This window comes from Cognaticolwellia mytili, from assembly GCF_002104475.1.
GTDB lineage: Bacteria > Pseudomonadota > Gammaproteobacteria > Enterobacterales > Alteromonadaceae > Cognaticolwellia > Cognaticolwellia mytili.
Window position 1 is genome coordinate 918,211 of sequence record NZ_NBOF01000001.1, and the last position, 23,433, is coordinate 941,643.

Sequence of the window (23,433 nt, forward strand, 5' to 3'; positions counted from 1 at the left end):
GATAACACTAGCCTATACATCACGCATTAGAGCATATAATAAGTAATAAATTTACACCTAAGTTCGAGTTTAAATATGCTCAGTTAATCATTAATAAGTGACTACTCTTTCAATTGCCTTCAATCACTAAGTATTTGCAAATTACTGAGCGACACTTCGATAAAAGTAACGTTTGCAGAACTGGTCGTCTAAGCGTTTAGTAAGTTGTGCAACAAGTGCCACAACTAATACCGAAAACACTAATCGTCCCCAGAAAATAGTGTAGAAATCAGCACCAATCAGCATGATAAGCAAGGTATCTTCTATCAGGCTATGAAGTAGGTTAAGCAGCATTATCGCGGTAAAAACATCTCGTGCTGCAATATGACCCCGTTTCGCTTCGCCAATTAATAAGCCGCCACCAAAAGATAAGCCCAAAGTAATACCGATAATGGTCAGGTTAGTGGCTTCTTTACTAATACCTAAAATTTTCAATAACGGTCTAAGTAATATAGCCATCAACTTCTCTACACCTAAAATCTTCAATAATTTAAGTGCAAATAATAAAGCTGCTATAACGACAAAAATCACTCCGAAATTTTTGATTTGTTCCAGGCCCCAGCCTAAATAACCAGTATCAACGGAAGTTTCAACTTGCCATAGCGTTATTGCTGGCTGGTTCAAAAAATCACCAAATTGGTAGCTGATGTTTAATAACCAAGCAAGTAACAAGCTTCCCCCAATTCGAATAACAAGTGTAGCGAAAAGGTTAACACCGGCTTTCGTAGCAATCGCAGTTTCAATTGGTAAAGAATGAGCAAGGAGCATCATGCTACCTAGTATCGATACCTGAGCAACCGTTAGCGGCATGTCTAGATTAACGAAAACAATCAAACCGGCGTATATGTTGGTTAGCATAGTCGTCGCCCAAACTAAGCCGAGTTCTTTGGGTAAGCCGACTAATTCCATAATTGGGCTGAGCCACTCACTTAGTAGCACTATACCGCCCATTTCTTCGATGACTTTGATAATAATGATGATAGGGATCATTATCTTGAAGAGAGTAAAAGTAACATCGAAAATATCTCGTGTTAATTCCTTAAAAAATATTTGAACAGCTTGCATTTACTTATTCCACTTACGTGAGTTTTATGGGCTAATTTTACATACAAACGAAACATTAAGATTTTCTTTTTTGATAGTATTGACGTGTAAAATTTGTTATTTATGGACAATAAAGAAATATAAAGACATAAAAACAACATAAATAGAAATTATGAAAACAGATCGAATTGATAAAAAAATATTAATCATTTTGCAAAAAAATAATCGCATTCCAAACCTTGAATTGGCAGAATTGGTTGGCTTATCCCCTCCCGCATGTTTAAAACGTGTAAAGCGACTGAGAGAAGAAAAAGTTATCGTTGGTGATGTATCCATCATCAATCCTGAACTGGCAGGCAATGCCATGACCTTAATTGTATCTGTAGAAATGGAGCGAGACAGGGCCGACATTTATCAAGTGTTCAGAAAATCGATATTAGAAGCCCCTGAAGTAACGCAATGCTACCAAATTTCAGGCAACTACGACTTTATGTTGGTAGTAAAGGTGAAAGACATTCAAGGTTATGAGCATTTTGTCGAGCGTGTTTTGCATACTGATTTAAATATCCGTAAGTTCCATAGTTCAGTGTCTTTACGAACAGTAAAGTTTAGTACTGAGATTGAGTTAACGGAATAGCAATTGATCAAATATAACATCCTTTATCGGCGTGCAAGCAAAGAGTTAGACTGAATGCATCGTGAAATAAACAGCTCTTCTGACAAAGCAGCCTTTATAATTAAAACTGCTTAGTCTCAGCTCGTTGACTAAATTGCACTGTAGTCTATTGCCCGATATTTTCCCTGTTGATAGTCTTTAAAAGCTGTTGCCATTTCTTGCTCACTATTCATGATAAATGGGCCACCAGAGACAATAGGCTCTTGGTACTTTTCACCACCATAAACAAATAGTTCGCTATCTTCTTTTGCTACGATTGAAACGGCTTTAACGCCATTTCTTAAAAAGCCTTGCTGTGAAGCTTGCAACTCTTCGCCTGAAATTTCTATTAACCCATCAGCTAGAAATGCCGCATATTGATCGTTTTCATTAAGCGCTAAATGAATTTTATCACCAGATTTTAAACTAAGATGAAATAACGACTGTCGTGACTCTACTGGTATATCAGAGCTACTATTTTTATATTTACCGATAATAACCTTTAATATACTGCCTAATTGTCCAATGTTAACAACCGGCAACTGCTCACTCGATATGGCTTTATACGCAGGGCTTTCAGCTTTTCCTTTTGCACTAAGGTTTAACCAAAATTGCAATCCAATAAGTTTATTGTCGATAGGTTTAGCCCACTCATCATGAATTATGCCCTTGCCTGCTTTCATCCATTGAACACCTCCTGAATCAACCGTTCCCTTATGCCCATAACTATCTATGTGGGTAATTTCACCTGTTAACAAATACGTTAGCGTCGCAATTCCTCTGTGCGGATGAGCAAGTTTACCATCCGGTTTTGGCAGCTGCTCAGGCGTTGCACGAATATCAAAATGGTCAAGGAATACAAATGCACCAACGGGTGTCATTGCTTGTTGTGGCATAACCCTGTTTACGGAAAAAGATCCCATTGCATGAGATACTGAAGATATTATTGATTCAAAGTGTTTCATTGCTGTATTCCTCTATTTCACTGATAACTAGAAAACTGAATAAATGGAAGGTTATTTTGCGAATTCTTTATAGGTTTTGCTGATAAACAAATCTTTTTGTTTCATGTTTACCAATCCTTTCCATGTTGACACCATAAAAGGAAGCTGTACTACGCCAGTCTTCTGTCCTGTCGGTACCAAGGCCATAAATGGATTTCTTTTATACGCTTTAGTTGGCTTACCTTTAAATGTTTTTCCCAGCGCTTTGCCAAGATACTTGCCCTGCTCTAGCGCTAAATAGCCTAGTTTTGCTTCACCTACATCTGCTATATCTCCAATGGCGTAAAAATTTGGTTGACCGTCAACCGCAAGATTACTGTCAACGTTAACTAAGCCTTTTTCATTAAGAATATGGGAAAAATTTTGCTGTAAAAAATCGTTATTTGGCATAGTGCCAATGGCAACAAATGCAACATCAGGGTTAATATATCTCCCCGAGTTTTCATCAGTATAGACTTCATCATTTTCTTTATAGCGGGTATTAAACTCAACAATAACACCTAAGTCAGTTAACTGTTTTAATGCCTTATTCTGTGCTTTTTCTTTAAAGCCATTGAGTAAAGTATCGCTGTTATGTGCAAGTGTTACTTTCGTTTTAGGCATTGCGTAAGCAATTTCACCCGCAAGCTCAACACCTACAACGCCACCACCAATAATGAGTACATGAGAAGCTGAGCGTAACTTACTATTATGGCTTTTAAGCTCTTCAACACGGGTTGTTAACTGAGTTGATTCTAAAGACTTTGCAAGAGGTAAACTCGGATATCTAGAGCCAGAAGCAATAACAACTTTCTCAAAACGTACGGTGTCACCATTTTCTAACAAAGCTGTGGTTTTATTTAATGTTTTAACGCCGCTTTGTATAAAGTTACCTTTCAAAATATCTTGATAATATTGACGTGCTTGTCCATTAGTTTTCTCTGGCGCAGCGACATCTCTCAATACGGCATAAGTCACTTCGAAGTAATCTTTTCTATCAACAAGGGTCGTTTCAATACCCTGTTTTTCAAGTTTTTGCGCTGTTGCTACACCAGCAAAACCACCACCAATAATAAGTACTTGTGTTTTCATCGTCATTCCTGCTTTCAATCTAAGTAATAGGTCCATATTAAATTGTTGCTATAATGCTTTGAATGAGTGAATATGGTACACATATGCGCAAATACGCAACACGGTGGTTATATGGACAAATGGACAGAGTTTAAAACGGCTTATCGACTGGCAAAATTCGGCACACTAAGTGCCACAGCAGAAGATTTGGGTATACATCGCTCGACAGTCATGCGCCAAATTGATGTACTAGAAGAAAGCTTAGGTGTTAAGTTATTTCAAAGAAATGACAAAGGGTACATTCCAACAGAAGCTGGTTTAGAAGTTATGCGACTAGGTGAAATAACGGATGTTCAGCTGACTCAATTTGCCAATAAAGCCAAAAGTAAGGAAGATGTTTTAGAAGGAACGCTCAAAGTCACTTGTATTAATGAGTTAGCACAACTGATATTTCCAGCGATAACAAAGTACCAAGCACTCTACCCACAAGTTAAGTTTGAAATTATTGGCGACATAAGAAAGTATGATCTTGAATATGGCGAGGCTGATCTAGCAATACGTACTGGCGAAAAGCCAAATACCTTAGATAATATTGTTATTCCGTTTATGAAAATTGAATTGGTTCTGTGCGCTCATCAAAAATATATCGATATGCATGGGCTTCCTACACCGGAAAATTTTAATAAGCACAAGTTTGTCGCTAATTCGGAAAGGTTAGCGCATATCCCATGGAATGAATGGATACATAACCATGCTTTAGCGGAAAATATATCGGTATCTAGTACCTCACAACAAATTCTGAATTACGCATTGCAAACGGGTGCTGGTATTGGCGTTACAACAAAGGAAGCTGTCCAAAATAATAATCAATTGCAAGTATTGGAAACTGATCAGCATTGGGAAGTTAACACTTGGATCCTTGTTCACCGAGATATCATCAATATACCTAAAGTTAGAAAATTTATTGACCTATTAAAATTGGAAGAGCCATCTTACATGGATTTTAATTAACGCTTAGCCAAATTCTTAACATAATAAAATTTGTCTCTCATTTAGAACAAAAACAATGTTTTATCAAATCTCCTAGATAGAAAATCGAGAGTGTTCCTACTACTTGCGGTTTAAGTATATCAGGCAGCCAACTTGCCACCGTAATAGTCATTAACATAAAATTTATGGCTTTCGAAGAACTTATTTAATCGCTTACTAGTGTGCTTCGTTGAAAATAATCAGTTAAAAAATCAATAAATGCTCTAATTCTAAACGGCAGATGCTCACTGCTCTTGTATACCGCATACATAGGAAGCGAACTCTTTGGAAGATCTGAATATATCTCAATAAGTTCATTGTTCTCAATGTTGCCTTGCACCATCCATTTAGGCATGGCAGCAATACCATGGCCTAATAACGCCATGCTAACAATCATTTCTGGACTATCAGAGGATATAGCTTCTCTAACGACAAATTTTTCATTATTTAATAACCAAATATTAGATGGATTGCTCAGCGAATAAGTAATACATGAATGCTCTTTTATATCTCTAACATTTATTGGTGTCCCATATTGTTTTAAGTATCCGGGCGATGCGAAGTAACAAAGCTCATGCTCAAGCAGTTTCTTGGCTTTCAAACCAGAATCTTTAAGGTGCGACGCTCGGATAGCAATGTCAATGTCATCTCTATAGAGATCGACCAGCTTATCATTGACTGAGATATTAACCGTGACATCGGGATACAGGGATAGAAATTTCCCAAGAGGTGCGGCTAGCTTTTGTGTGGCGAAAGCTGTGGGCACTGATATTTTTAAATTACCGACAACTTTGCTTAATTCATTTTTAAGCCGTTGCTCTGTATGTGTCATCTGTTCAATCAAAACATGACAATAGCTTAAGTATTCTTCCCCTGCGCTAGTAAGACTAATTTTACGCGAGGTACGGTGAAAGAGCTTGAATCCAAGTTCATTTTCTAGCCAAGCAATTCTCTTACTAACGGCCCCTTGTGTCATATTTAGGTCGTCAGCAGTTCGAGTAAAGCTACCTAAACGAGCAATACAGGTAAAGAGTTTTATACAATTTAATTTATCCACATACATTCCAAATAGGAATACTAATAAGTACAAAAATACCATTTAACTACAAATTAAGGAATGATTAAATTGCATCATATATAATATTTGGAATCAAAACATGATCATACTTACTATACTTTTAGCATTCTTTTTCATCTTCGCAAGTTCGATTAAAATATTGGGCTGGCAAAAATTTATCTTCGAATCCCAATTAGCTTTTTTCAAAAAATACGGATTAAACCGCCTACAGATGTTATTGATTGGGATAGCTGAGCTAGCCGCAGCCTTATTGTTGATCAGCTCAATTTATTTAAGCAACGAACTCTTAAATGGCGTTGGTTCCATAATGATTGCATTCACTTCAATTGGCGCAATTTACTTTCACCTGAGATTCGATACGATTAAAGACGCAATTCCAGCGATGGTTACTTTGGTACTTTCAACGATATTAATCGTATCTAATCAAGTGTTACTTTCGCTAACTATTTAATCATTATGTATACTCAAGCGCAGCTTTGAAGACTATGGAGCCCTTGAGTCAATAGACCTCAAGGCATGGAAATCAGATAAAGCTGATGTATCTCCATAAAAGCTTGATGTCGTTTCAAAGCGAAAACGATCATTATTGATGAAGCCCGTCTTCAATCTTTTTTGTTTTTATTCTTTTTTTGATAACGGAGTAGATTCTTCCTACATTATGGAGTTTAGCTATAACAATGCGACAGCATTATTAAAATCGACATTGTTAGAATCTACTCCCGGTGAAGCTGTGTTTTATTGCGAATACGGCGTAATTAAAATTAACAATGGCTTTCACGGCCCGACAACTGTCACATTAATTAACGACACAAACGAAGAAACTATAAACTTTGACTGTAAAACCAAGGGTTATAATTACGAAATCAGCCATTTCAATGAACTGCTAAGACGAGGTAAAACAGAAAACCCTATCATGTCTTATAATTTTAGCCGTCAACTTACGAAAACTTTAGATAAGGCTAGATAGACCACCCACTTAATGTATTGATATTTAAGCTAATAATCTAAACTTCCATTGTTTTTTTAATAATGTAACAGTTAAGATTTTAATAACGAAAATGTTTCGTCATAGTGAACACTAACGCATTAATTAATATTTATAATTTCATTATCAGTTTCGACTTTCTGTTTGCTTAATAAGCTAACTATTCCTTCTGCCGATAACGGCCTACTATATAAGTAGCCTTGAGCTAAGGTACAACCTAAACTAGCCAATTTATTAGCTTGCTCAATTGTTTCCACACCTTCAACAATAGTTAATTTATCTAACTTTTGACATAACACTAGCAAACCAGAAATCACAGCTTCGTCTCTGCTATCTGTTACAACATCAATAATAAACGAGCGATCAATCTTAATATAATCCACATCTAAATGTTTAATATAAGCTAATGAACTCATACCTGTTCCAAAATCATCAATTGACAATTTCACACCCAATTTTTTTAATTGTAAAAAAACCTCACGTGTTTTATCGATGTTTACCATACTGGCATTTTCGGTAAGTTCAATTTCAATCAGCGCAGCTGGAACTTTATAATGTTTTAATAGATCACAGAGATAGCCGACTAGCTCAGGGTCCATTAAGTTGTAAGGTGAAATATTCACTGCTATTGGTAACTCTATGCCATTGTTTAACCACTCACGACATTGAATGATAGCCTGCAATAACATGTACCGTGTAAATTCGTGTACAAACATGCTTTGTTCAATAATATCTATAAACATGTTAGGCATTAACAACCCCTCTTTGGGGTGTAACCAACGTACTAGTGCTTCCACACCAACAATATTATTATCTGGCAGTTGTACTTTAGGCTGATAATGTAAAACAAATTGATGCTTTTCAAGAGCAGCATTTAGTTGTCCTCGTAGATTTATTCTGAACTCCGTACGAGTAAACAGTTCTTGCTGAAACACTTGAAAACCAAGCCGATGTTTTTTTGCTCTATACATAGCAATATCTGCATTTTTAAGAAGGTCTTCAAGCTTTTGACCACTTGCAGGATAATAGGCGACACCGACGCTAACGCTGGTTTCAAAAACATAATTATTGACGCTGATGGGTTGGCGACATAACAAAACAATATCTTCAGCCAATGAGATAGCATCATTCTCATTTAAATCATCACACCAAACGACAAACTCATCACCACCATAGCGTATTACCTGTGAATTTTTATCTCTTAAATTACATAAACGTTTTGATATTGCTTTTAAGAGTTCATCTCCCACCAAGTGACCCATAGTGTCATTGATGTCCTTAAATTTATCCAGGTCAATAACATAAACAGCAAATAGTGTATTTAAGTCTTGATGTTTTTTTACGCTTTCAGGGTTAAAATACGACTGCGCATGCTCATATAAATAGGCCCTGTTAGGCAAGCCAGTTAGCATATCGTGTGTGGCTAGGTATTTGAGTCGCTCGTTACTTTGTTCGAATCGTTTAGTGAGCAGCGCTGAAATAAATAACGCTACCCAAACAGTAAGCCAAAATGTTAGAAAAGCAGTAATAAAAAGCCTATTAGATACGTAACTTATTGCCTTATCTAACGCATGCGTTTTATTTACCATTAATATTGATAGATCATCGTTAGATGAACTTTCATAAACCCAAAATAACATTTCAGTTTCGTTTTCTATAAAACCATAGCTAGACTTTTTAGTGTTAATCGCATTAGCAATCCCATCATCTTGGGAGTAGAAAGAAGAGTTTTTTAATTTAATATGTTTGTTATTAATCCATATTTCAAATCCGATCACATCTTTATCTAGCAGTGCTATTAGCTCTTTCTTTACGTCTTCGTTCAATGGAAATTCATTAATCTCGTCAGCGAAAATAATTGCCTTAACACTCTTAGTAAGCTGTAAAAGCATTTTATTACTATGATCAAATTCTAAAGATTGGCCAAGATCACGTGACAAATTAAATGCAACACTAATGAAAATAGCTGATACAACAATAGCTAATCCAATTGAACTATAAAGTACACGTTTCCTTAGGCCTAAGGATAAGTCAGTGTTATTCATATACCTTAATATCTAACCTTTTTTACAAGTGTTTATATTCGCAATATTATATACCGGACACCATCCCGTGACGAAGGAAATTAAATTCATTAAAGCAAAAACCAAAATAGAAATTTGTAATAACATATCGCCAATTTGATTAAAAAACAGTACAACATAAATAATTAAGGCAACTGAAATTACCCCTCTTATTATTCTATCTATAGCACACAGGTTATGTTTAATATTCAGCATAAAGCCTCTTATAGTGATTAAATATTTCAAATGTATAATAAAGTATAGAATATAATTAAGTTGTTTTTCTAAACCATTATAAATTAATACATTATTTACATATATACTCATCAGATTTAACAATAAATATCAGGATCCAATGCACTACATTCAATTAGTGTTACAAATGAAAAAACCATAAACGTTGACTGTAAAAGCAATGGCTATAAATACAAAATCAACCATTTAAATAAACTGCTAAGACTAGGAAATTCAATCAGGAAGAAGTCTCCTTTTCGTGAGTCAGTTGGCCATAACCGTGTCAGGTGTAACTAATCCAATAAGTCACACCTGAAGGCATTATGAAGCCATTCGTATTCTACTAATGTTAAGAACGTCTTTTGACAGGAGGACTAGTTAATACTTTCCAAATTGATGTCAGAGAAGCCATCCATGGAGACAACTTCAATTTAACCGCTTGCCCCTTCCCTATGCGCCACATCTGCTTTTCATACCAAATAAGCGTTAGCATTGTCATCATATCGAACTTTTTAAATCCCGTAGTTGGTTCATTCCAGTTAAACACAAATTTTGTATCTGAAAATGCAGCCATAGGTAAATCTGGTTTTAAAATCATCGGCCTTGCAAGCCCGACGATGTCGGTTGCTCCCGAATTAATTGCCTGCATCATGCCTTCAGAACTTCTAAAGCCGCCAGTAACGGCTAGTGGAATATCAGTTCGTTTTCTCAGCGCTTCAGCATAGTTTAAAAAATATGCCTCTCTCTTTCTTGTCGATTTGCTAGCGGTTTGAACATCTCCAGTCACCATCATTGGATTTTCATAACTGCCACCAGATATTTCAATAAAATCAATACCCACTTGCACCAATGCTTCAACAACCTGCATAGACTCTTCTTCAGTGAAACCACCTTTTTGAAAATCAGCCGAATTCAGTTTAATCGCGACAGGAAAGTTATCACCCACCTCAAGTCGAATCGCATGATAAATATCAAGTACAAACTTCATGCGATTCTCTAATGTTCCGCCCCAGTTATCAGTACGTTGGTTATGTCTGGAAGATAGAAACTGATTAACTAAATAACCATGGGCACCATGAATTTGAACCCCCGTAAAACCTACCTTTTTAGCCAAGCGTGCCGATGTAGCAAAACGTTTAATAATTTGATTTATTTCATCATCTGAGAGTGCTTTTGGTGTATTAAACGCTTTAGCTATATCTCCTTCCAAAGAGATAGCTGAGGGAGCTACAGGCACTTTACTCAAAACATTAGGGCTTTGTTTACCCGGGTGATTAAGTTGAGCCCATAGCTGATTGCCCTTTACCGTACCTAACTGTGTCCATCTAACGAATTGAAAAAGGTCACTTTCTTCATCAAGTACAACATTAAAGGGTTCGCCAATAGCAGTTCGATCAACCATAATGTTGCCCGTCACTAATAAGCCAGCTCCTCCCAACGACCATGTTTCATAAAGCGTCGCCAAGTCAGGCTTGGGGTTTCTTTTCTTATCGCCAAGTTGTTCACTGGTTGCAGATTTCATTATTCTGTTCGGAAGAATGACGCCATTATTTAGCTTAAATGCTTCATTTAATTTAATACTACTCATATCCAATTATCCTATGATTAAATTTACTATTACGATCAAGAGTATTAAGTCGTTTTTATCGCAAATAACTAATACTTCACTTAGTTGAAAAAATAATTCACCTGTATAACTAAGTTATGGTTGAACTCCAAAGCTGACTTTACTTTTTAAACTCAGACCCAACTTTACTATCTAAAGTTAGAAAGATCTAGCTTTAAATGATAAAGTCAGATGTAAATACAAAACATGGGTAGATAATGGATTGGAAAAACGTTGACACAACGCACTGTGGAATTAAGGCCTGCACAGACATCTTAGGCGATAAATGGACGCTACTTATTTTAAGGGATGTTTATTTTGGTGTAACAAAATTCCAAGATTTACAAAAGCATATCGGTGCTTCTTCGACAATAATCACACAAAGATTGAAAAAATTAGTTGATCATGGACTACTAGGAAAATCCGAATATAAGCAGCAGGGAAGCCGTATACACAATGAATACATCCTGACCGAAAAGGGAGTTACTGCATTGCCACTTTTAATTGCAATGGCGCAATTTGGCTATGAACACTTAATTGAAAATGACCAACGACTTTCTTCTTTCATTGATGTGAATACAGGTGAATCGTTAAATTTAGCCTTAGTGAATAACAAAGGGCAAGCAGTGCCGAGAGAGCAAATAAAAATTGTTATTAACGCTGAGCCTAATTAAAGTCTCAGTCAATTATTACCTTGTAATAAACTCTTTGAAATTATTTTTACTACTTGTTTAGTATGCTTTTTTACTCCAACAATAGCTGCAGAAGCATTGTGTGGTGGAATATGAGAAGTTACTTACTGTTATTTCATTTCTTCAATATGAATGTTGTATTGATGAGTAATACAAAATCCAGAAAAATTGTAATTGTGGCTAACTACAATCGATTTGTTAAGGTTTTAGCCATTAAATTGTTCAAACTTTACTGATAATTCTGCTGCCAGTTTATCTTGTCCTTTAAGCCTTAAAACTTCGATTATGCATTCGATGGTGCATAACCCTCCTTTAGGTTGATTAGCCCTAAGTTTGTATGAAGAATCATTTGTCGTTTTCAGAGTAAATTGCGGTGCATTTTTTAAATAAGAACTTTGGTTAAAGATCTTATTGGCTTCTTGCCATGTGCTATCAATAATAATGATATTTTCATATGCTTCAACTCCTACCTTCGACATAACCGTTGAAACGACCTTTGATACAGCTGATGATACAATTGGCTCTTCAGTCTGAGGTTCAGCCGATGGCATAGCCGGAGATCCAGTCGATGACAGTTCTCCTTTCGAATATAATAATACGGCCTGATTATTTTCGATTAATCGAACAAGGTCTTTATTAGGGTTTAGTCTTTCCCAGGGTATACGTTCAACAATATTATTAGCGTCTTCTATCGCGATAACACCCGTATTGGTGCCCCTACGCATTTCCCGTTCATGGGTAAGCAAAAATATTTTCATTTTTACGTGTTGTTCCGCATTAAATTATTATTTTGAGATTCGATGGGAAAATTTGAAGATTGTTAGTTCAAAACCTAGATCCAACGTTTCAAGTGCAATGTGAAAGAGGCATACGTTGAATATGCGATATACCTCATCGATATTAGTTTAATAAGCTATCTCAGTATACTATTTACTGTAAACAACACTTCTTATATTTCTTGCCACTGCCACATGGGCAAGGCTCATTGCGGCCAGTGGTTGGTAATGAACTAACAGGCACACTGTTATCTAGAATTGTTTTTTCATCGTACAGGATATTAGACAACAAACCACCCTCACCCATTAACGAATCAAAGCCATCAAAATCTTCGTTTGACGAATCATCTAATGCTTCATCTTCCGCGTCATCATTAGCCCATGACTTTAAGGTATCAACAAGATTAAACTCGGTTTCAATCGTGCCTGATTCAATCAGCTTAAATGTATATTCCTTATCCCAAGCTTTTACTTCTGCTTCTTTAAAGCGGTCTTCATCAAATAAATTTTTATCGCACAGTTCAATAAACTGAGCTTTAAAATCATCAAGTTGATAGGTAATACAAGAATCCGCTAATGCGCTAATTAAAAAGCTATTAATTGCACTCGGTATCGCCAAAAATGCAGCTAACCAACGCGTTACATGTTCAGTTAATTCAGCCTTATCAATGGTGCCGAATTCGTACTGAGCAAATACCGCTTCAATAGCAGATGCTTTGCAATACATAGCTTGATGACCATCAGCAATATAGTCAGACAAGGATTGTGTACTACCGTCTGCAACATTATAAAATAAGCTTGGTGTTAATTCGGTCAACGCATCACCAAATACACCTTCAATAGGGGTTAAATAGGTGTCACTGCAGGAAAATAGCTGTAAGCATTTTGACAACGCTGGGGTGTATTTTAATTCTGCTAACAGCAAGGTGCCAAAAAATAACACCGCATTCTGCTCATCGCTTAGCGAGTTTTCAAGCGCGATAAATTGATCTATTGTGCGTTCTAATTCAGGATAAAATTCTGACCAATTCGTTTTAAGCACTTCGATCGCTGCAATAGGTAGTTCGTTGCCATGTGCATTACCTATTTCCAATAAAGCTTGTTCTAAATTCATGTATATTCCGCGTTGAATCATCAATTATGAGTGGCGAATGCCTGATGCTGTGCATTATAACGCTTTCTAATAGCGTTATCATGCAAAGCATCGGCAATAACGAAAGTTTTATTTAATTCAAGTCACTATCCGACACATTCGTGGAAGACTCAAATATCGAGCTAAACAACCTGAAGCGATGGTAAATTATATTACACCACCAACTTTCAATATTATTGCAGTTACCGTTAACAACGCAGCCCCTGAATAAACCATTTTTCCAGAGTATGACGCGATGTCCCAGTGTTTTCCGCAGTAAATTAATGAAGCAGGTAAGAAGAGAATAATTGACCAACCAAATAAATGCTGTTTGTTACCTAAAGCCACAACAGCACTAAAAATAGAACCTATAACAAATAACATTAAGCCAATAGAGCCAGTTAATAATGTTGCTATTACAATATATTGAACCATGTTTATTACACACCTTCATTTAAGATAATGGAAACATATCGCTGAGCACTAAGTGTCAGATTTTTCATATTTCCATGCAATATTTTTTATTTTTCGATATCACGCTTTATTATTTCACCATATAAAAGTTCTACAGATAATGGCGCGCTTTAATAGAGTATGATTTAGGTGAAAACCATTAACATTTCATCCTATCCTTATTTTATCACTTCCATCTTTACACAGAAAATCATTACTTAAAAAAGTAATCAACAGATTAAAAATTTCACTTAATTATTCAAAGCACACACGCTCGCGTAATTAAACTTAGTACGAAGAGCATAAATTATACCGAATTTATGTATTCAAAAAGCAATAATAAATGAATTAACCAATTTAAATTTTAGTCATCAGATTGAACTTGAACACACAGTAACCGAAAGAGCATCCCAACAGGTATGGCTTTGGTCACTCAGGCAATGTCGACAACATAGTCACTTGTTATATTTTTCTTAGTTGAACAAGGCAATTGAAACGATAATTAGCGCATAAAACACAATACCGATCACGTAAGGTAAAAGGTAACTATTATTGGACTTACCTTTTAACTTTTTGTATGCACTATAGCTATGCAATTTATGTTTAGATGAACCGAAGGAAGCTATACGTAATAGACTTGCCCCAGTGATATACAGAATAAAATCGAAAGCCAAAGCCATAAACAAATTCGGTATAAACTCAAAAAATATACTCATTTAACACTCCTGTAAAAGGAAATATTACAAGCCTGTAGAGTTGCTCGTTTTTATATTGTTTTATACTCAAAATACTCTAACTCTATTATTTTCTTTTAACAATCAAAAACATTACTCAATTTAAAGTGAGTGAGCAACATCATTAAATAAAACGTCGCCTTTTAAGCTTAGCTATACCGCTTTAATTTTGAAATCGACAAGACAGAACCATGTCTTTCTAGGTTGGGGATATTTGGACATTGTAGCCCCCTCAATGTGGTGAGGAGCTACATCCATTATTTTCCTATTGAAATGATCATAAAATTTATTCTTGGATGACATCATATAAGCAATCATGCGTTATTCAGGGGCAGAAAATTTATTAGTTATGACCATTTCTTCAATGCTTTTATAAGTCTTTTGTCCTGAAGCTCCCTTTTCAAACATTTTAATTTGATATTCATGTATAGGAAAAATTATTGATACAAGTAAAGTTTTGGAAGTCCATAGTTAGAGTTAATAGAATGGTAAATATTACAAAGTATGTAACTACAAATAGCTTCAATCGTTGTTTGGTATTTATTACGGACCAAGAATGACTTAGTGCTGATAAAAATATCCGCCGTGCTTATACGGTTATTCACAAATATTAGTAATTCACTATTAAGTATTTCATTTACTATCGCGTAGTGAACATGCAACACTAATCATGGGCTTGTGTTTAATATAACAAGAGTGATCATATCAGCATCTATTTAAAAAATTGATAACTGTTTACCAAAATGATGTAAAATCAAGTTAAGAATCTATTAACATGGCTACTTTAAATTTATTTTAGCCAACTGTTATATATTAATTTTAATTTTCATTAATTTTTGATGTTAAAACATGATCTTGCCATGTACCCGCTATTTTTAAATATGACTTTGCTAGCCCTTCTTTTTGAAAGCCCAGTTTATCGAGTAACTTTTCAGAGCGTTTATTTGACGGAATATAATTAGCCATAACTCTATGTAACTTATATTTAGTAAATACATATTGTATTGATACTTTAAGCAGTTCAAACATTAAACCTTTACCTTGTTTATTCTTTGAAATTGAATAGCCAAGATGACAAGCTTGAAATGGCCCATGAACAATATTAGAAAATGAACATAAACAAATAATTTCAGATTTACTTTTATCAAAACCAACTAGAGTAATTGAAGAGCCTAAATGATAATCTTGAAAGCTTAATTTTAAACGTTTTTTAGTTTCTGCCTCACTAAAATAATCCTTAGTTCTCGTTGGCTCCCACTGTGACAAATGACTGCGATTATCACTTTCGTACTTGGCAAGTAACTCATAATTTTTTGGGGTTAAAACCGACACAATCATATGCTCAGTTTCAAACTCAGGAAGTGATGTCAACTCAATAACCTCTTAGGCTTATAAACACCCAACTAATGGGCAAAACTATTGGCTAAAATGTTAAGAAACGTAAACAGCCAAATGTTTTTGTTCTTATTTATTAGTTTGTATTTTTCTCTTCGCTACCAGAATACAGCCAATCGGTAAACGTTGAAACTGCGTAATGAAACGGGAAAAATATTGTTAGATATAAACCTAAATTCATCAGAAATGATAGTTCTTGGAAATGAGTAAAACTATCCTCTAAAGTTCGTATTACAAAAGTAGTAAATATAATGGTTAAAAAAATTGCTACATATTGAGAAAACTCATGGCTTTTTTTAAGTAGTACTTTTTTCTCCACATAACCTCCGAAATAATGAACAGCTTATTGCAATGAATATCGCTCGTTTTTTACAAGAAAACAACGCACAGCAGTGTGTTTTTATTCACGACAATATACATAGTTTATTTTTATACTCAACAAGTTACTAAAAATAACTCAATGCTGCGGTGACATACTAGTTCATAAAAACAGAAAGTCGGAAACTTTCGTCTCAGACTTTCATATACTACTTAAAAAATACTGCGCTAAAAATTTATAGCCCATAACAATTCAAGCTTCCATACAGTGAAGTTAAAAAGCAAAGTCTTCATTTTTTAGTGCCATCATTGAATTGACACCATTATTGATACAAGCAGAGTGACCTTTTGCTCTTGGTAGCATACGTTGAATGAAAAACTGTGCTGTTTTAATCTTGGCTTGATAAAAAGCATTATCTTCAGTGCCTTGAACTATTTTTTCTTGCGCTACTTTTGCCATTTTCGCCCAAAAATACGCTAAAGTAACGTAGCCTGAAAACATCAAATAGTCGACAGAAGCACCACCAATTTCATCAGAATTTTTCATCGCTTTAGCACCAATAGTCACGGTTATTTCATGCCACTCTTTGGCGTAAGCCATAATAGGTTGAATGAACTCTGACATTTCGGGGTTATCCATATTTTCTTGGCAGAATACTGTTATATCTTTAGAGAATGGTTTTAACACTTCTCCCTTAGAGCCAATAACTTTACGGGCCAGTAAATCTAATGCTTGAATACCAGTAGTACCTTCATATAAGCAACTGATTTTAGTATCTCGCATTAATTGCTCCATCCCCCACTCTTTGATAAAACCGTGACCACCGAATATTTGCACGCCATGGCTAGTACATTCAAAGCCTAGCTCCGAAAGAAAAGCCTTAGCAATAGGCGTTAATAAAGCTAATTTAGTTTCGGCATCAGCTTTAACCTCATGATCTTTTTCTGCATGACCAATATCAACAAGTTGCGCTAAATAAGAAACTAATGCCCGTCCACCTTCTGATATAGACTTTTGCGTTAATAGCATTCTGCGAACATCTGGGTGCACAATAATAGGGTCAGCGGGACCGTCTGGATTTTTTACACCACTAATTGAACGCATTTGCAGGCGATCTTTTGCATAAGCTAATGCACCTTGAAATGAAGCTTCAGCAGCAGCAACACCTTCACTTGCCACACCTATTCTCGCTGCATTCATAAAAGTGAACATACATTTAAGGCCACGATTTGGTTCACCAATTAAGTGTCCTTTAGCGCTATCAAAATTAATAACACAAGTCGCATTACCATTAATGCCCATTTTATGTTCAATAGAGCCACAACTTACGCCATTTCTATCAGCAATGGTGCCGTCATCATTAACATTAAATTTTGGTACGATGAATAACGAAATACCTTTATTACCTTCTGGTGCACCAGGAATACGGGCGATAACAATATGAACAATATTGTCAGATAAGTCATGTTCTCCCGCTGAAATAAATATTTTAGTGCCCGTTAATGAATAGCTACCGTCTTCATTAAGCACGGCTTTTGTACGCAGCATACCTAAATCAGTACCGCAATGAGGTTCAGTTAAACACATGGTGCCGGTCCAGTTACCTTCAACTAATTTAGGCATAAATTGTTGTTTTTGAGTTACCGTACCATGTGCTTCTATTGTTGCTAAAGCACCATGGCTCAAACCTGGATACATAGCAAAACTATGATTGGCACTCGAAAATAATTCGGCAATACTAATATTTAACGAATGCGGTAAGCCTTGACCACCAAATTCTTCTGATTGAGACAAGGTTGGCCAGCCACCTTCAACATACTGTTGATAGGCTTCTTTAAAACCATCAGGTGTGGTTACAACACCATCGGTCCATGTACAGCCTTGTTGATCCCCTATTTGGTTTAATGGCGCAACAACTTGCTCGGTTAATTTTGCCGCTTCACCAATAATGGCATCAACCATATCGATGCTTGCATCTTCATAGCCTAAGTGTTGATAGTGGCTTTCACAATCAAGTAACTCTTGCATAACAAACTTAACATCACGAATCGGCGCTTTATATTGCAGCATGGTAGCTCTCCAAAAAATTCTCTATGGCTATATAATTTAGTGATTACCTGGATGAGTTCCTCATGCAAATAATCTCGATGATGACTACATGCTAAATCACCCATAAGTATTATCCAAATGAATAATACTTATACCTATATATAACTTTTAATTATAAATCGATTCAAACAATTTGAAAATTCAGCTTCAACGTGCGCAAGAAAATCAACGCAAGATGCAGCACTTAGGTCATAGTCACTCTATTACTAAGAGCAGTAACGCCGAACTCATTTTCTAGCCTACACATCAGAATAGCTTTATTAAACCAATCGGTTCTCGCAACTACATGCCTGTATAAAAATAAAACTTTCACAAAAGTGATTTTTGTCACGACATTATTCTTTTCGTGAATAGTTGCCCATCAAAACAATTGATTGGTTTAATTTAATCACTGCAATTAGCATGATTTGGCGATTAAATGTTCATTATAAGTGCTAGCACGTTATATTCAGAAGAGTAAATTCACTTTTGAGCAATGCCTTTGTTGTTATTGAACAACGTTAATTTTATATATTTACAGGTTAAAAATAAGAGCGCTCAAGCGTCACACATATTCCATATAAAACAATGTATTAACAAGATTATCTAATAACCATCAGTCAGTATTGGGGAAAGCAATGAATAATAATAAAATAAAACTTTTTAAGCACTCTTTACTCGCATTTGCCGTAATCGGAGCAATAAGTTCAACAGCAAGCGCTCAAGAAGAAAATACAATTAGTCAAAAAGATGAAGAAGATATTGAAAGAATTTACGTAACGGCCTCGAAACGTTTAAAGGGCTTACAAGAGTCGCCGGTGGCTGTAACGGTTATTAGTGGTAAAGCAGTAGAACAGAGCAAAGTCATGGACATGAATGATTTGCAAACGCTTATACCAACTTTACGTGTTACGCCTTTACAGCGCTCTATTAATACTAATTTTGCCATTCGTGGTTTTGGCAATGGTACAAACAATACTGGCATTGAGCCTTCTGTTGGGGTATTCATTGATGGTGTTTACCGTTCTCGTGCTGCAGCTCAAATAGGTGACTTGCCAAGGTTACAGCAAATAGAAGTATTAAGCGGTCCACAAAGTACTTTATTTGGTAAAAACGCCTCCGCCGGTGTTATTAACGTACGTACTTTGGCGCCATCACATGATCTTGAAAGCAAAATAGAATTAGGTATAGGTAACTTTAATCAACGCACGATGAAAGGTTATGTTACAAATGGCGTGTCAGACACCTTAGCATTAAGCTTATCTGGTGGTTTTAACACCCGCGATGGCTTTACTGATAGTGTTGTTGGTTTAAATCAAATTAACGACCGTGATCGTTGGAACATTCGTAGCCAAGCACTTTATCAGCCTAATCAAGATATTACGGTTAGAATAATCGCCGACTACAGTGAAATTGAAGAAGCTTGTTGTAGTGTAGCCGATATTATTAATGGCCCCACCACGGCTGCAGTTCGCGCACTTGGTGGTATTGTGCTTGAGGATAATGACCCTTTTGCCTACCAGTCAGCATTAAATTTAGACCCGATTAATAACGTAGAAGATGGTGGTATATCGATACAAGTCGATATCGATTTCGATGATTACGCCTTTACTTCTATTACCGCATTACGTAATAACGAATCAAGTTATGTTAACGACGTTGATTACACCTCTTTAGACATTTTAACCGAGGACGGACAAACTAAGGTTGATACTTTCACCCAAGAGTTTCGTTTAACTTCTACAACTAAACAAACACTAGAATGGATGGTTGGTGCCTATATTTTTCACGAAGAAGTAGACACCGGAGATACCCTTGATTACGGTGACAATATTCGAAGTTACTTTGATGTTTTGTTAGCAGCGGGTGGTGCTAGTGGTTTGTTAGGGGCTGTTGAAGGTGTATATGGGCTTGCACCCGGAACATTTTTATCAACTCAATCAACAGTAAGCTCTAAATTCAAACAAGATAACGACGCATATTCATTATTTGCTAATTTTGATTATCATATTTCAGACGACTTGACTGCCACTTTTGGTCTCAGCTACACCAAAGATGAAAAAGACCTGACCATCACGCAAAGTAATAGTGATCAGCTTTCAGGCTTGGATCTTGATACACAAAACACACTTTTTGGTGTTCCTATTGGTTTGATCCCACAACTTGCCCCAGCAATACCAACAATTAAAGGGCTCCAGTTTTTACCACCAATGCTTGGTTTACCTAATGCCGTTGAAAATAATCAATCAAATGACAGTAAAACAACTTGGTCAATGCGATTAGCGTATGAGCTCAATGATCACATTAATTTATTCACTTCTGCCGCAACCGGCTTTAAGGCAACCTCGTGGAATTTATCTCGCTATTCTAGTCCCTTTGCAAAAGATAAAGCCGCATTGGAAAGTAGCGGTTTAGCCTTAGCAAACCAAAATTATGGTGGCCGTTTTGCTTCTCCTGAAGAAGCAACGGTTTATGAGGTAGGCATGAAGGCTCGATTTGATAAAGGCGCATTCAACGCCACTATATTTGACCAAACCATTGATGGCTTTCAATCATCAATATTTATCGGTACCGGTTTTGTCTTAGCAAACGCAGGTAAGCAAAGTACCAAAGGTATTGAATTTGATTCGGTTTATAACCCAACAGACAATTGGTCACTAACGTTAGCGGGTACCTTTCTTGATCCTATATATGACTCATTTGAAGGAGCGTCAGGACTTACTGGACCGGTTGATTTATCAGGCGAGAAACCAGCTGCTATTCCTGAACGTAGTATTACCGCAGGTATTACCTACAACTTTGAATTAGCAAGCGGAGCCTATGGTTATGTGCGCTCTGACTATCTGTATGAAAGTAAAGTTCATACAGCAGAAAACGTACCTGAATCAATAACTCGTGAAGTAGGTACGTTAAATGCGAGTGCAGGTTTGCACTTTAGCAATGGGCTTGCCTTGCAAGTTTGGGTGCGAAATTTAAATAATGACAAATATTTATTGTCATCATTTCCACCGCCAATTCAAGCAGGCAGTTTTAATGGTTACCCAAGTCAGCCACGTACCTTTGGCGCAACTTTATCGTATGAATTTTAAGTCATAACATCACACTGTGAGTAACAGAGAAAATTAAGCCTAGTGCTTCATTTTTCCCTGTTACTTCAGTTCTCATAATTTTAGAGCCCGTACTATGTCTATTGAAGCAATACTAAAAGAGCGCCACTCTGTTCGCGCATTTATTGATAAACCCGTCCCAATTGAAACTTTAAAGAACATTTTTTCTAGTGCTCAACTGTCACCTTCAAATTGTAATGTACAACCTTGGCAAACCTGTGTTGTTTCAGGTCAAACAAAGGAGCAATTACAAAGTAAGTTCATTGAAATATTAATGAGCGGCGCAGTGCCAAATCCTGATTTTAATTGGGCAGCCCAGTACGCTGGCATTCATAGAGAGCGCCAATTTGGCTCGGCCAATGCACTTTATAGTTCAGTGGCTATCGCCAGAGAAGATAAAAAAGCACGGCAAATGGCGATGGTGCGCAATTGGCAATTTTTTGATGCACCTCATGCCATATTTTTCACCATGGACAAGTACTTAGATATTATGGGCGCTGTTGACTTGGGGATTTACGCACAAACGCTTTCGTTAATCATGGCTGAGCACGGTATTTCAAATTGTATGCAAGGGGCATTGGGACAATTTCCTGATCCCGTCAGAAAAATATTAAATTTACCTGATGAACGCGGAATTTTATTTGGTATGTCTTTTGGTTACGCCGATGAAAGCGCAGCAGTGAATAAAACCAGAACGGATCGCGAAACTCTCGATAATGCTGTCGCTTTTTTTAGTTAGTTTATGCCTGTGTCACCTCAAAAACATAGACTTCAACATTTTCAATTAGTGCGGGTATGTTTCCTGCTATACCACCAATAAAGGGCATCTTATGAGCACGGTTAACGCAACAGTATTCGAAGTAGAAAGATTAAAATTACAAAATACCCGTCACATCAGTACTGAACTTGATACTGAGCTCGAAGAAAATGAACTGATCCTAAAAATAGATAAGTTCGCCCTTACCGCCAATAATATTAGCTACGGTATCGCCGGTGATACTTTGGGTTATTGGAACTTTTTCCCCACATTACTGCCATGGGGTCGTATTCCTGCGATGGGATTTTCCGAAGTCATGGTATCTAATTGTAGTGAGATCGCTGTCGGAGAACGTATTTGGGGTTTTGTTCCTATGGCAAGCCATGTAAAAGTGCTTGCAGGCAAAGTGAGTGCAACAGGATTTTTCGATCTTAGTGAACACCGTGCCGGTTTATCGCCAGTTTATGCTTCATTCGAACGGGTAAAACAAAATCCTTTCTATAAACAAGAAAACGAAGACTTCGAGATGCTCGTACGTGGTTTATTTACCACCTCGTGGCTAATTGAAGACTTTATGTTTGATCAAAACTATTTTTCAGCTGAGCAATACTTAATCACAAGCGCATCAAGTAAAACCAGCATTGCCTTAGCCTTTGCCATTAAAGCCAGAGGCGACCTCACTGCTGTTGGTATAACGTCGAACAGTAATCGAAAATTTGTTGAAAGTCTGGGCTGCTACGACAAAGTCATCAGTTATGATGAAATTACCCACCTTGATAGCAGCGCTCCAAGCATTTTGGTGGACATGGCCGGTAGCCAAAAAACCTTAGCAGCCATACACACACACTTTATTGACCAGCTGCGCTATTCATGTCGCATTGGTGCTACTCACCACCATGACCTTGTACCAAACGAATTAAGCACAAAAAGTACCTTACCTGGTGTTGTGCCCACATTCTTTTTTGCGCCAACACAATTAAAGAAACGTACAAATGACTGGGGAGCTATTGAAACCATGAATAAAATTGGCCAGTCGTTACAGGGTTACATTACCTTTTGTCATACCATAATGACAATTGAACATTCAACGGGAAAAGCAGCTATCAACAAAGCCTACCAAGAGGTGTTATTAGGTAAAGCTGATGCGTCGATAGGAAAAATAATTTCTTTGTGATCTAAAAGATGAAAGTGTT

20 protein-coding genes are annotated in these 23,433 nt (G+C 36.5%); 7 read left to right on the top strand and 13 right to left on the bottom strand.

The features are described from left to right. Nucleotides 1-141 precede the first annotated feature (141 nt). On the bottom strand, nt 142-1,104 hold the full coding sequence (locus B7C41_RS03880) for a hypothetical protein (RefSeq protein ID WP_085297470.1): 963 nt from the start codon (nt 1,102-1,104) through the stop codon (nt 142-144). Between the two features lie 151 nt (nt 1,105-1,255). Here B7C41_RS03880 and B7C41_RS03885 point away from each other — a divergent pair, with 151 nt between their 5' ends. Further along, nucleotides 1,256-1,720 carry an Lrp/AsnC family transcriptional regulator gene (locus tag B7C41_RS03885; RefSeq protein ID WP_085297471.1) on the top strand — a complete coding sequence of 155 codons (465 nt, stop codon included), beginning with the start codon at nt 1,256-1,258 and terminating at the stop codon, nt 1,718-1,720. Nucleotides 1,721-1,848: 128 nt separating this feature from the next. Here the strand turns inward: B7C41_RS03885 and B7C41_RS03890 are convergent, their stop codons facing one another. Next, nucleotides 1,849-2,703: a pirin family protein gene (locus B7C41_RS03890; protein ID WP_085297472.1), complete on the bottom strand. Its 855-nt coding sequence runs from the start codon at nt 2,701-2,703 to the stop codon at nt 1,849-1,851. A gap of 51 nt (nt 2,704-2,754) precedes the next feature. Continuing rightward, complete coding sequence (locus B7C41_RS03895) at nt 2,755-3,813, bottom strand: NAD(P)/FAD-dependent oxidoreductase (RefSeq protein ID WP_158089077.1); 1,059 nt, start codon at nt 3,811-3,813, stop codon at nt 2,755-2,757. A gap of 72 nt (nt 3,814-3,885) precedes the next feature. Here B7C41_RS03895 and B7C41_RS03900 point away from each other — a divergent pair, with 72 nt between their 5' ends. Continuing rightward, the gene (locus tag B7C41_RS03900; RefSeq protein WP_143764277.1) at nt 3,886-4,803 is read left to right on the top strand and encodes a LysR family transcriptional regulator; all 918 of its coding nucleotides are present in this window, start codon (nt 3,886-3,888) and stop codon (nt 4,801-4,803) included. A 184-nt stretch (nt 4,804-4,987) separates the two neighbouring features. Here the strand turns inward: B7C41_RS03900 and B7C41_RS03905 are convergent, their stop codons facing one another. Next, nucleotides 4,988-5,878 carry a LysR family transcriptional regulator gene (locus B7C41_RS03905; protein ID WP_085297475.1) on the bottom strand — a complete coding sequence of 297 codons (891 nt, stop codon included), beginning with the start codon at nt 5,876-5,878 and terminating at the stop codon, nt 4,988-4,990. Nucleotides 5,879-5,978: 100 nt separating this feature from the next. Between B7C41_RS03905 and B7C41_RS03910 the strand changes: the two genes are divergently transcribed. Further along, nucleotides 5,979-6,350 (top strand): DoxX family protein, encoded by a 372-nt coding sequence (locus B7C41_RS03910; protein WP_085297476.1) that lies wholly within the window; start codon nt 5,979-5,981, stop codon nt 6,348-6,350. A gap of 635 nt (nt 6,351-6,985) precedes the next feature. Here the strand turns inward: B7C41_RS03910 and B7C41_RS03920 are convergent. The 3 genes from B7C41_RS03920 to B7C41_RS03930 all read right to left on the bottom strand — a co-directional run bounded on the left by B7C41_RS03920 (nt 6,986) and on the right by B7C41_RS03930 (nt 10,769). Then, nucleotides 6,986-8,929, bottom strand: a complete 1,944-nt coding sequence (locus B7C41_RS03920) for a putative bifunctional diguanylate cyclase/phosphodiesterase (RefSeq protein WP_085297478.1) — start codon at nt 8,927-8,929, stop codon at nt 6,986-6,988. A gap of 12 nt (nt 8,930-8,941) precedes the next feature. Then, nucleotides 8,942-9,274, bottom strand: coding sequence for a YgaP family membrane protein (locus tag B7C41_RS03925; RefSeq protein ID WP_328590759.1), 333 nt, complete (start codon nt 9,272-9,274; stop codon nt 8,942-8,944). Nucleotides 9,275-9,530: 256 nt separating this feature from the next. Further along, nucleotides 9,531-10,769: an NADH:flavin oxidoreductase/NADH oxidase family protein gene (locus B7C41_RS03930; protein WP_085297479.1), complete on the bottom strand. Its 1,239-nt coding sequence runs from the start codon at nt 10,767-10,769 to the stop codon at nt 9,531-9,533. A 236-nt stretch (nt 10,770-11,005) separates the two neighbouring features. Between B7C41_RS03930 and B7C41_RS03935 the strand changes: the two genes are divergently transcribed. Then, nucleotides 11,006-11,461, top strand: coding sequence for a winged helix-turn-helix transcriptional regulator (locus B7C41_RS03935; protein WP_085297480.1), 456 nt, complete (start codon nt 11,006-11,008; stop codon nt 11,459-11,461). Nucleotides 11,462-11,685: 224 nt separating this feature from the next. On the opposite strand, the gene B7C41_RS03940 is transcribed toward B7C41_RS03935, so the two are convergent. The 6 genes from B7C41_RS03940 to B7C41_RS03970 all read right to left on the bottom strand — a co-directional run bounded on the left by B7C41_RS03940 (nt 11,686) and on the right by B7C41_RS03970 (nt 18,358). Then, on the bottom strand, nt 11,686-12,204 hold the full coding sequence (locus B7C41_RS03940; protein WP_235839589.1) for a tRNA-uridine aminocarboxypropyltransferase: 519 nt from the start codon (nt 12,202-12,204) through the stop codon (nt 11,686-11,688). A 205-nt stretch (nt 12,205-12,409) separates the two neighbouring features. Then, nucleotides 12,410-13,369, bottom strand: coding sequence for a DUF1186 domain-containing protein (locus tag B7C41_RS03945; RefSeq protein WP_085297482.1), 960 nt, complete (start codon nt 13,367-13,369; stop codon nt 12,410-12,412). Nucleotides 13,370-13,555: 186 nt separating this feature from the next. After that, the gene (locus tag B7C41_RS03950; protein ID WP_085297483.1) at nt 13,556-13,822 is read right to left on the bottom strand and encodes a hypothetical protein; all 267 of its coding nucleotides are present in this window, start codon (nt 13,820-13,822) and stop codon (nt 13,556-13,558) included. Between the two features lie 491 nt (nt 13,823-14,313). Next, nucleotides 14,314-14,556, bottom strand: coding sequence for a hypothetical protein (locus B7C41_RS03955; RefSeq protein ID WP_085297484.1), 243 nt, complete (start codon nt 14,554-14,556; stop codon nt 14,314-14,316). Between the two features lie 837 nt (nt 14,557-15,393). After that, nucleotides 15,394-15,945 carry a GNAT family N-acetyltransferase gene (locus B7C41_RS03960; RefSeq protein WP_235839590.1) on the bottom strand — a complete coding sequence of 184 codons (552 nt, stop codon included), beginning with the start codon at nt 15,943-15,945 and terminating at the stop codon, nt 15,394-15,396. Between the two features lie 616 nt (nt 15,946-16,561). After that, a complete protein-coding gene (locus B7C41_RS03970) occupies nt 16,562-18,358 on the bottom strand; it encodes an acyl-CoA dehydrogenase C-terminal domain-containing protein (RefSeq protein ID WP_085297486.1) in 1,797 nt (598 codons plus the stop codon). A 656-nt stretch (nt 18,359-19,014) separates the two neighbouring features. On the opposite strand from B7C41_RS03970, the gene B7C41_RS03975 reads away from it, so the two are divergent. The 3 genes from B7C41_RS03975 (at nt 19,015) to B7C41_RS03985 (ending at nt 23,414) form a co-directional block, all read left to right on the top strand. Beyond that, nucleotides 19,015-21,465, top strand: a complete 2,451-nt coding sequence (locus tag B7C41_RS03975; protein WP_085297487.1) for a TonB-dependent receptor — start codon at nt 19,015-19,017, stop codon at nt 21,463-21,465. Nucleotides 21,466-21,559: 94 nt separating this feature from the next. Next, nucleotides 21,560-22,222, top strand: coding sequence for a nitroreductase (locus B7C41_RS03980; RefSeq protein ID WP_085297488.1), 663 nt, complete (start codon nt 21,560-21,562; stop codon nt 22,220-22,222). Nucleotides 22,223-22,313: 91 nt separating this feature from the next. Beyond that, nucleotides 22,314-23,414, top strand: coding sequence for a DUF2855 family protein (locus B7C41_RS03985; RefSeq protein WP_085297489.1), 1,101 nt, complete (start codon nt 22,314-22,316; stop codon nt 23,412-23,414). Nucleotides 23,415-23,433 lie beyond the last annotated feature (19 nt).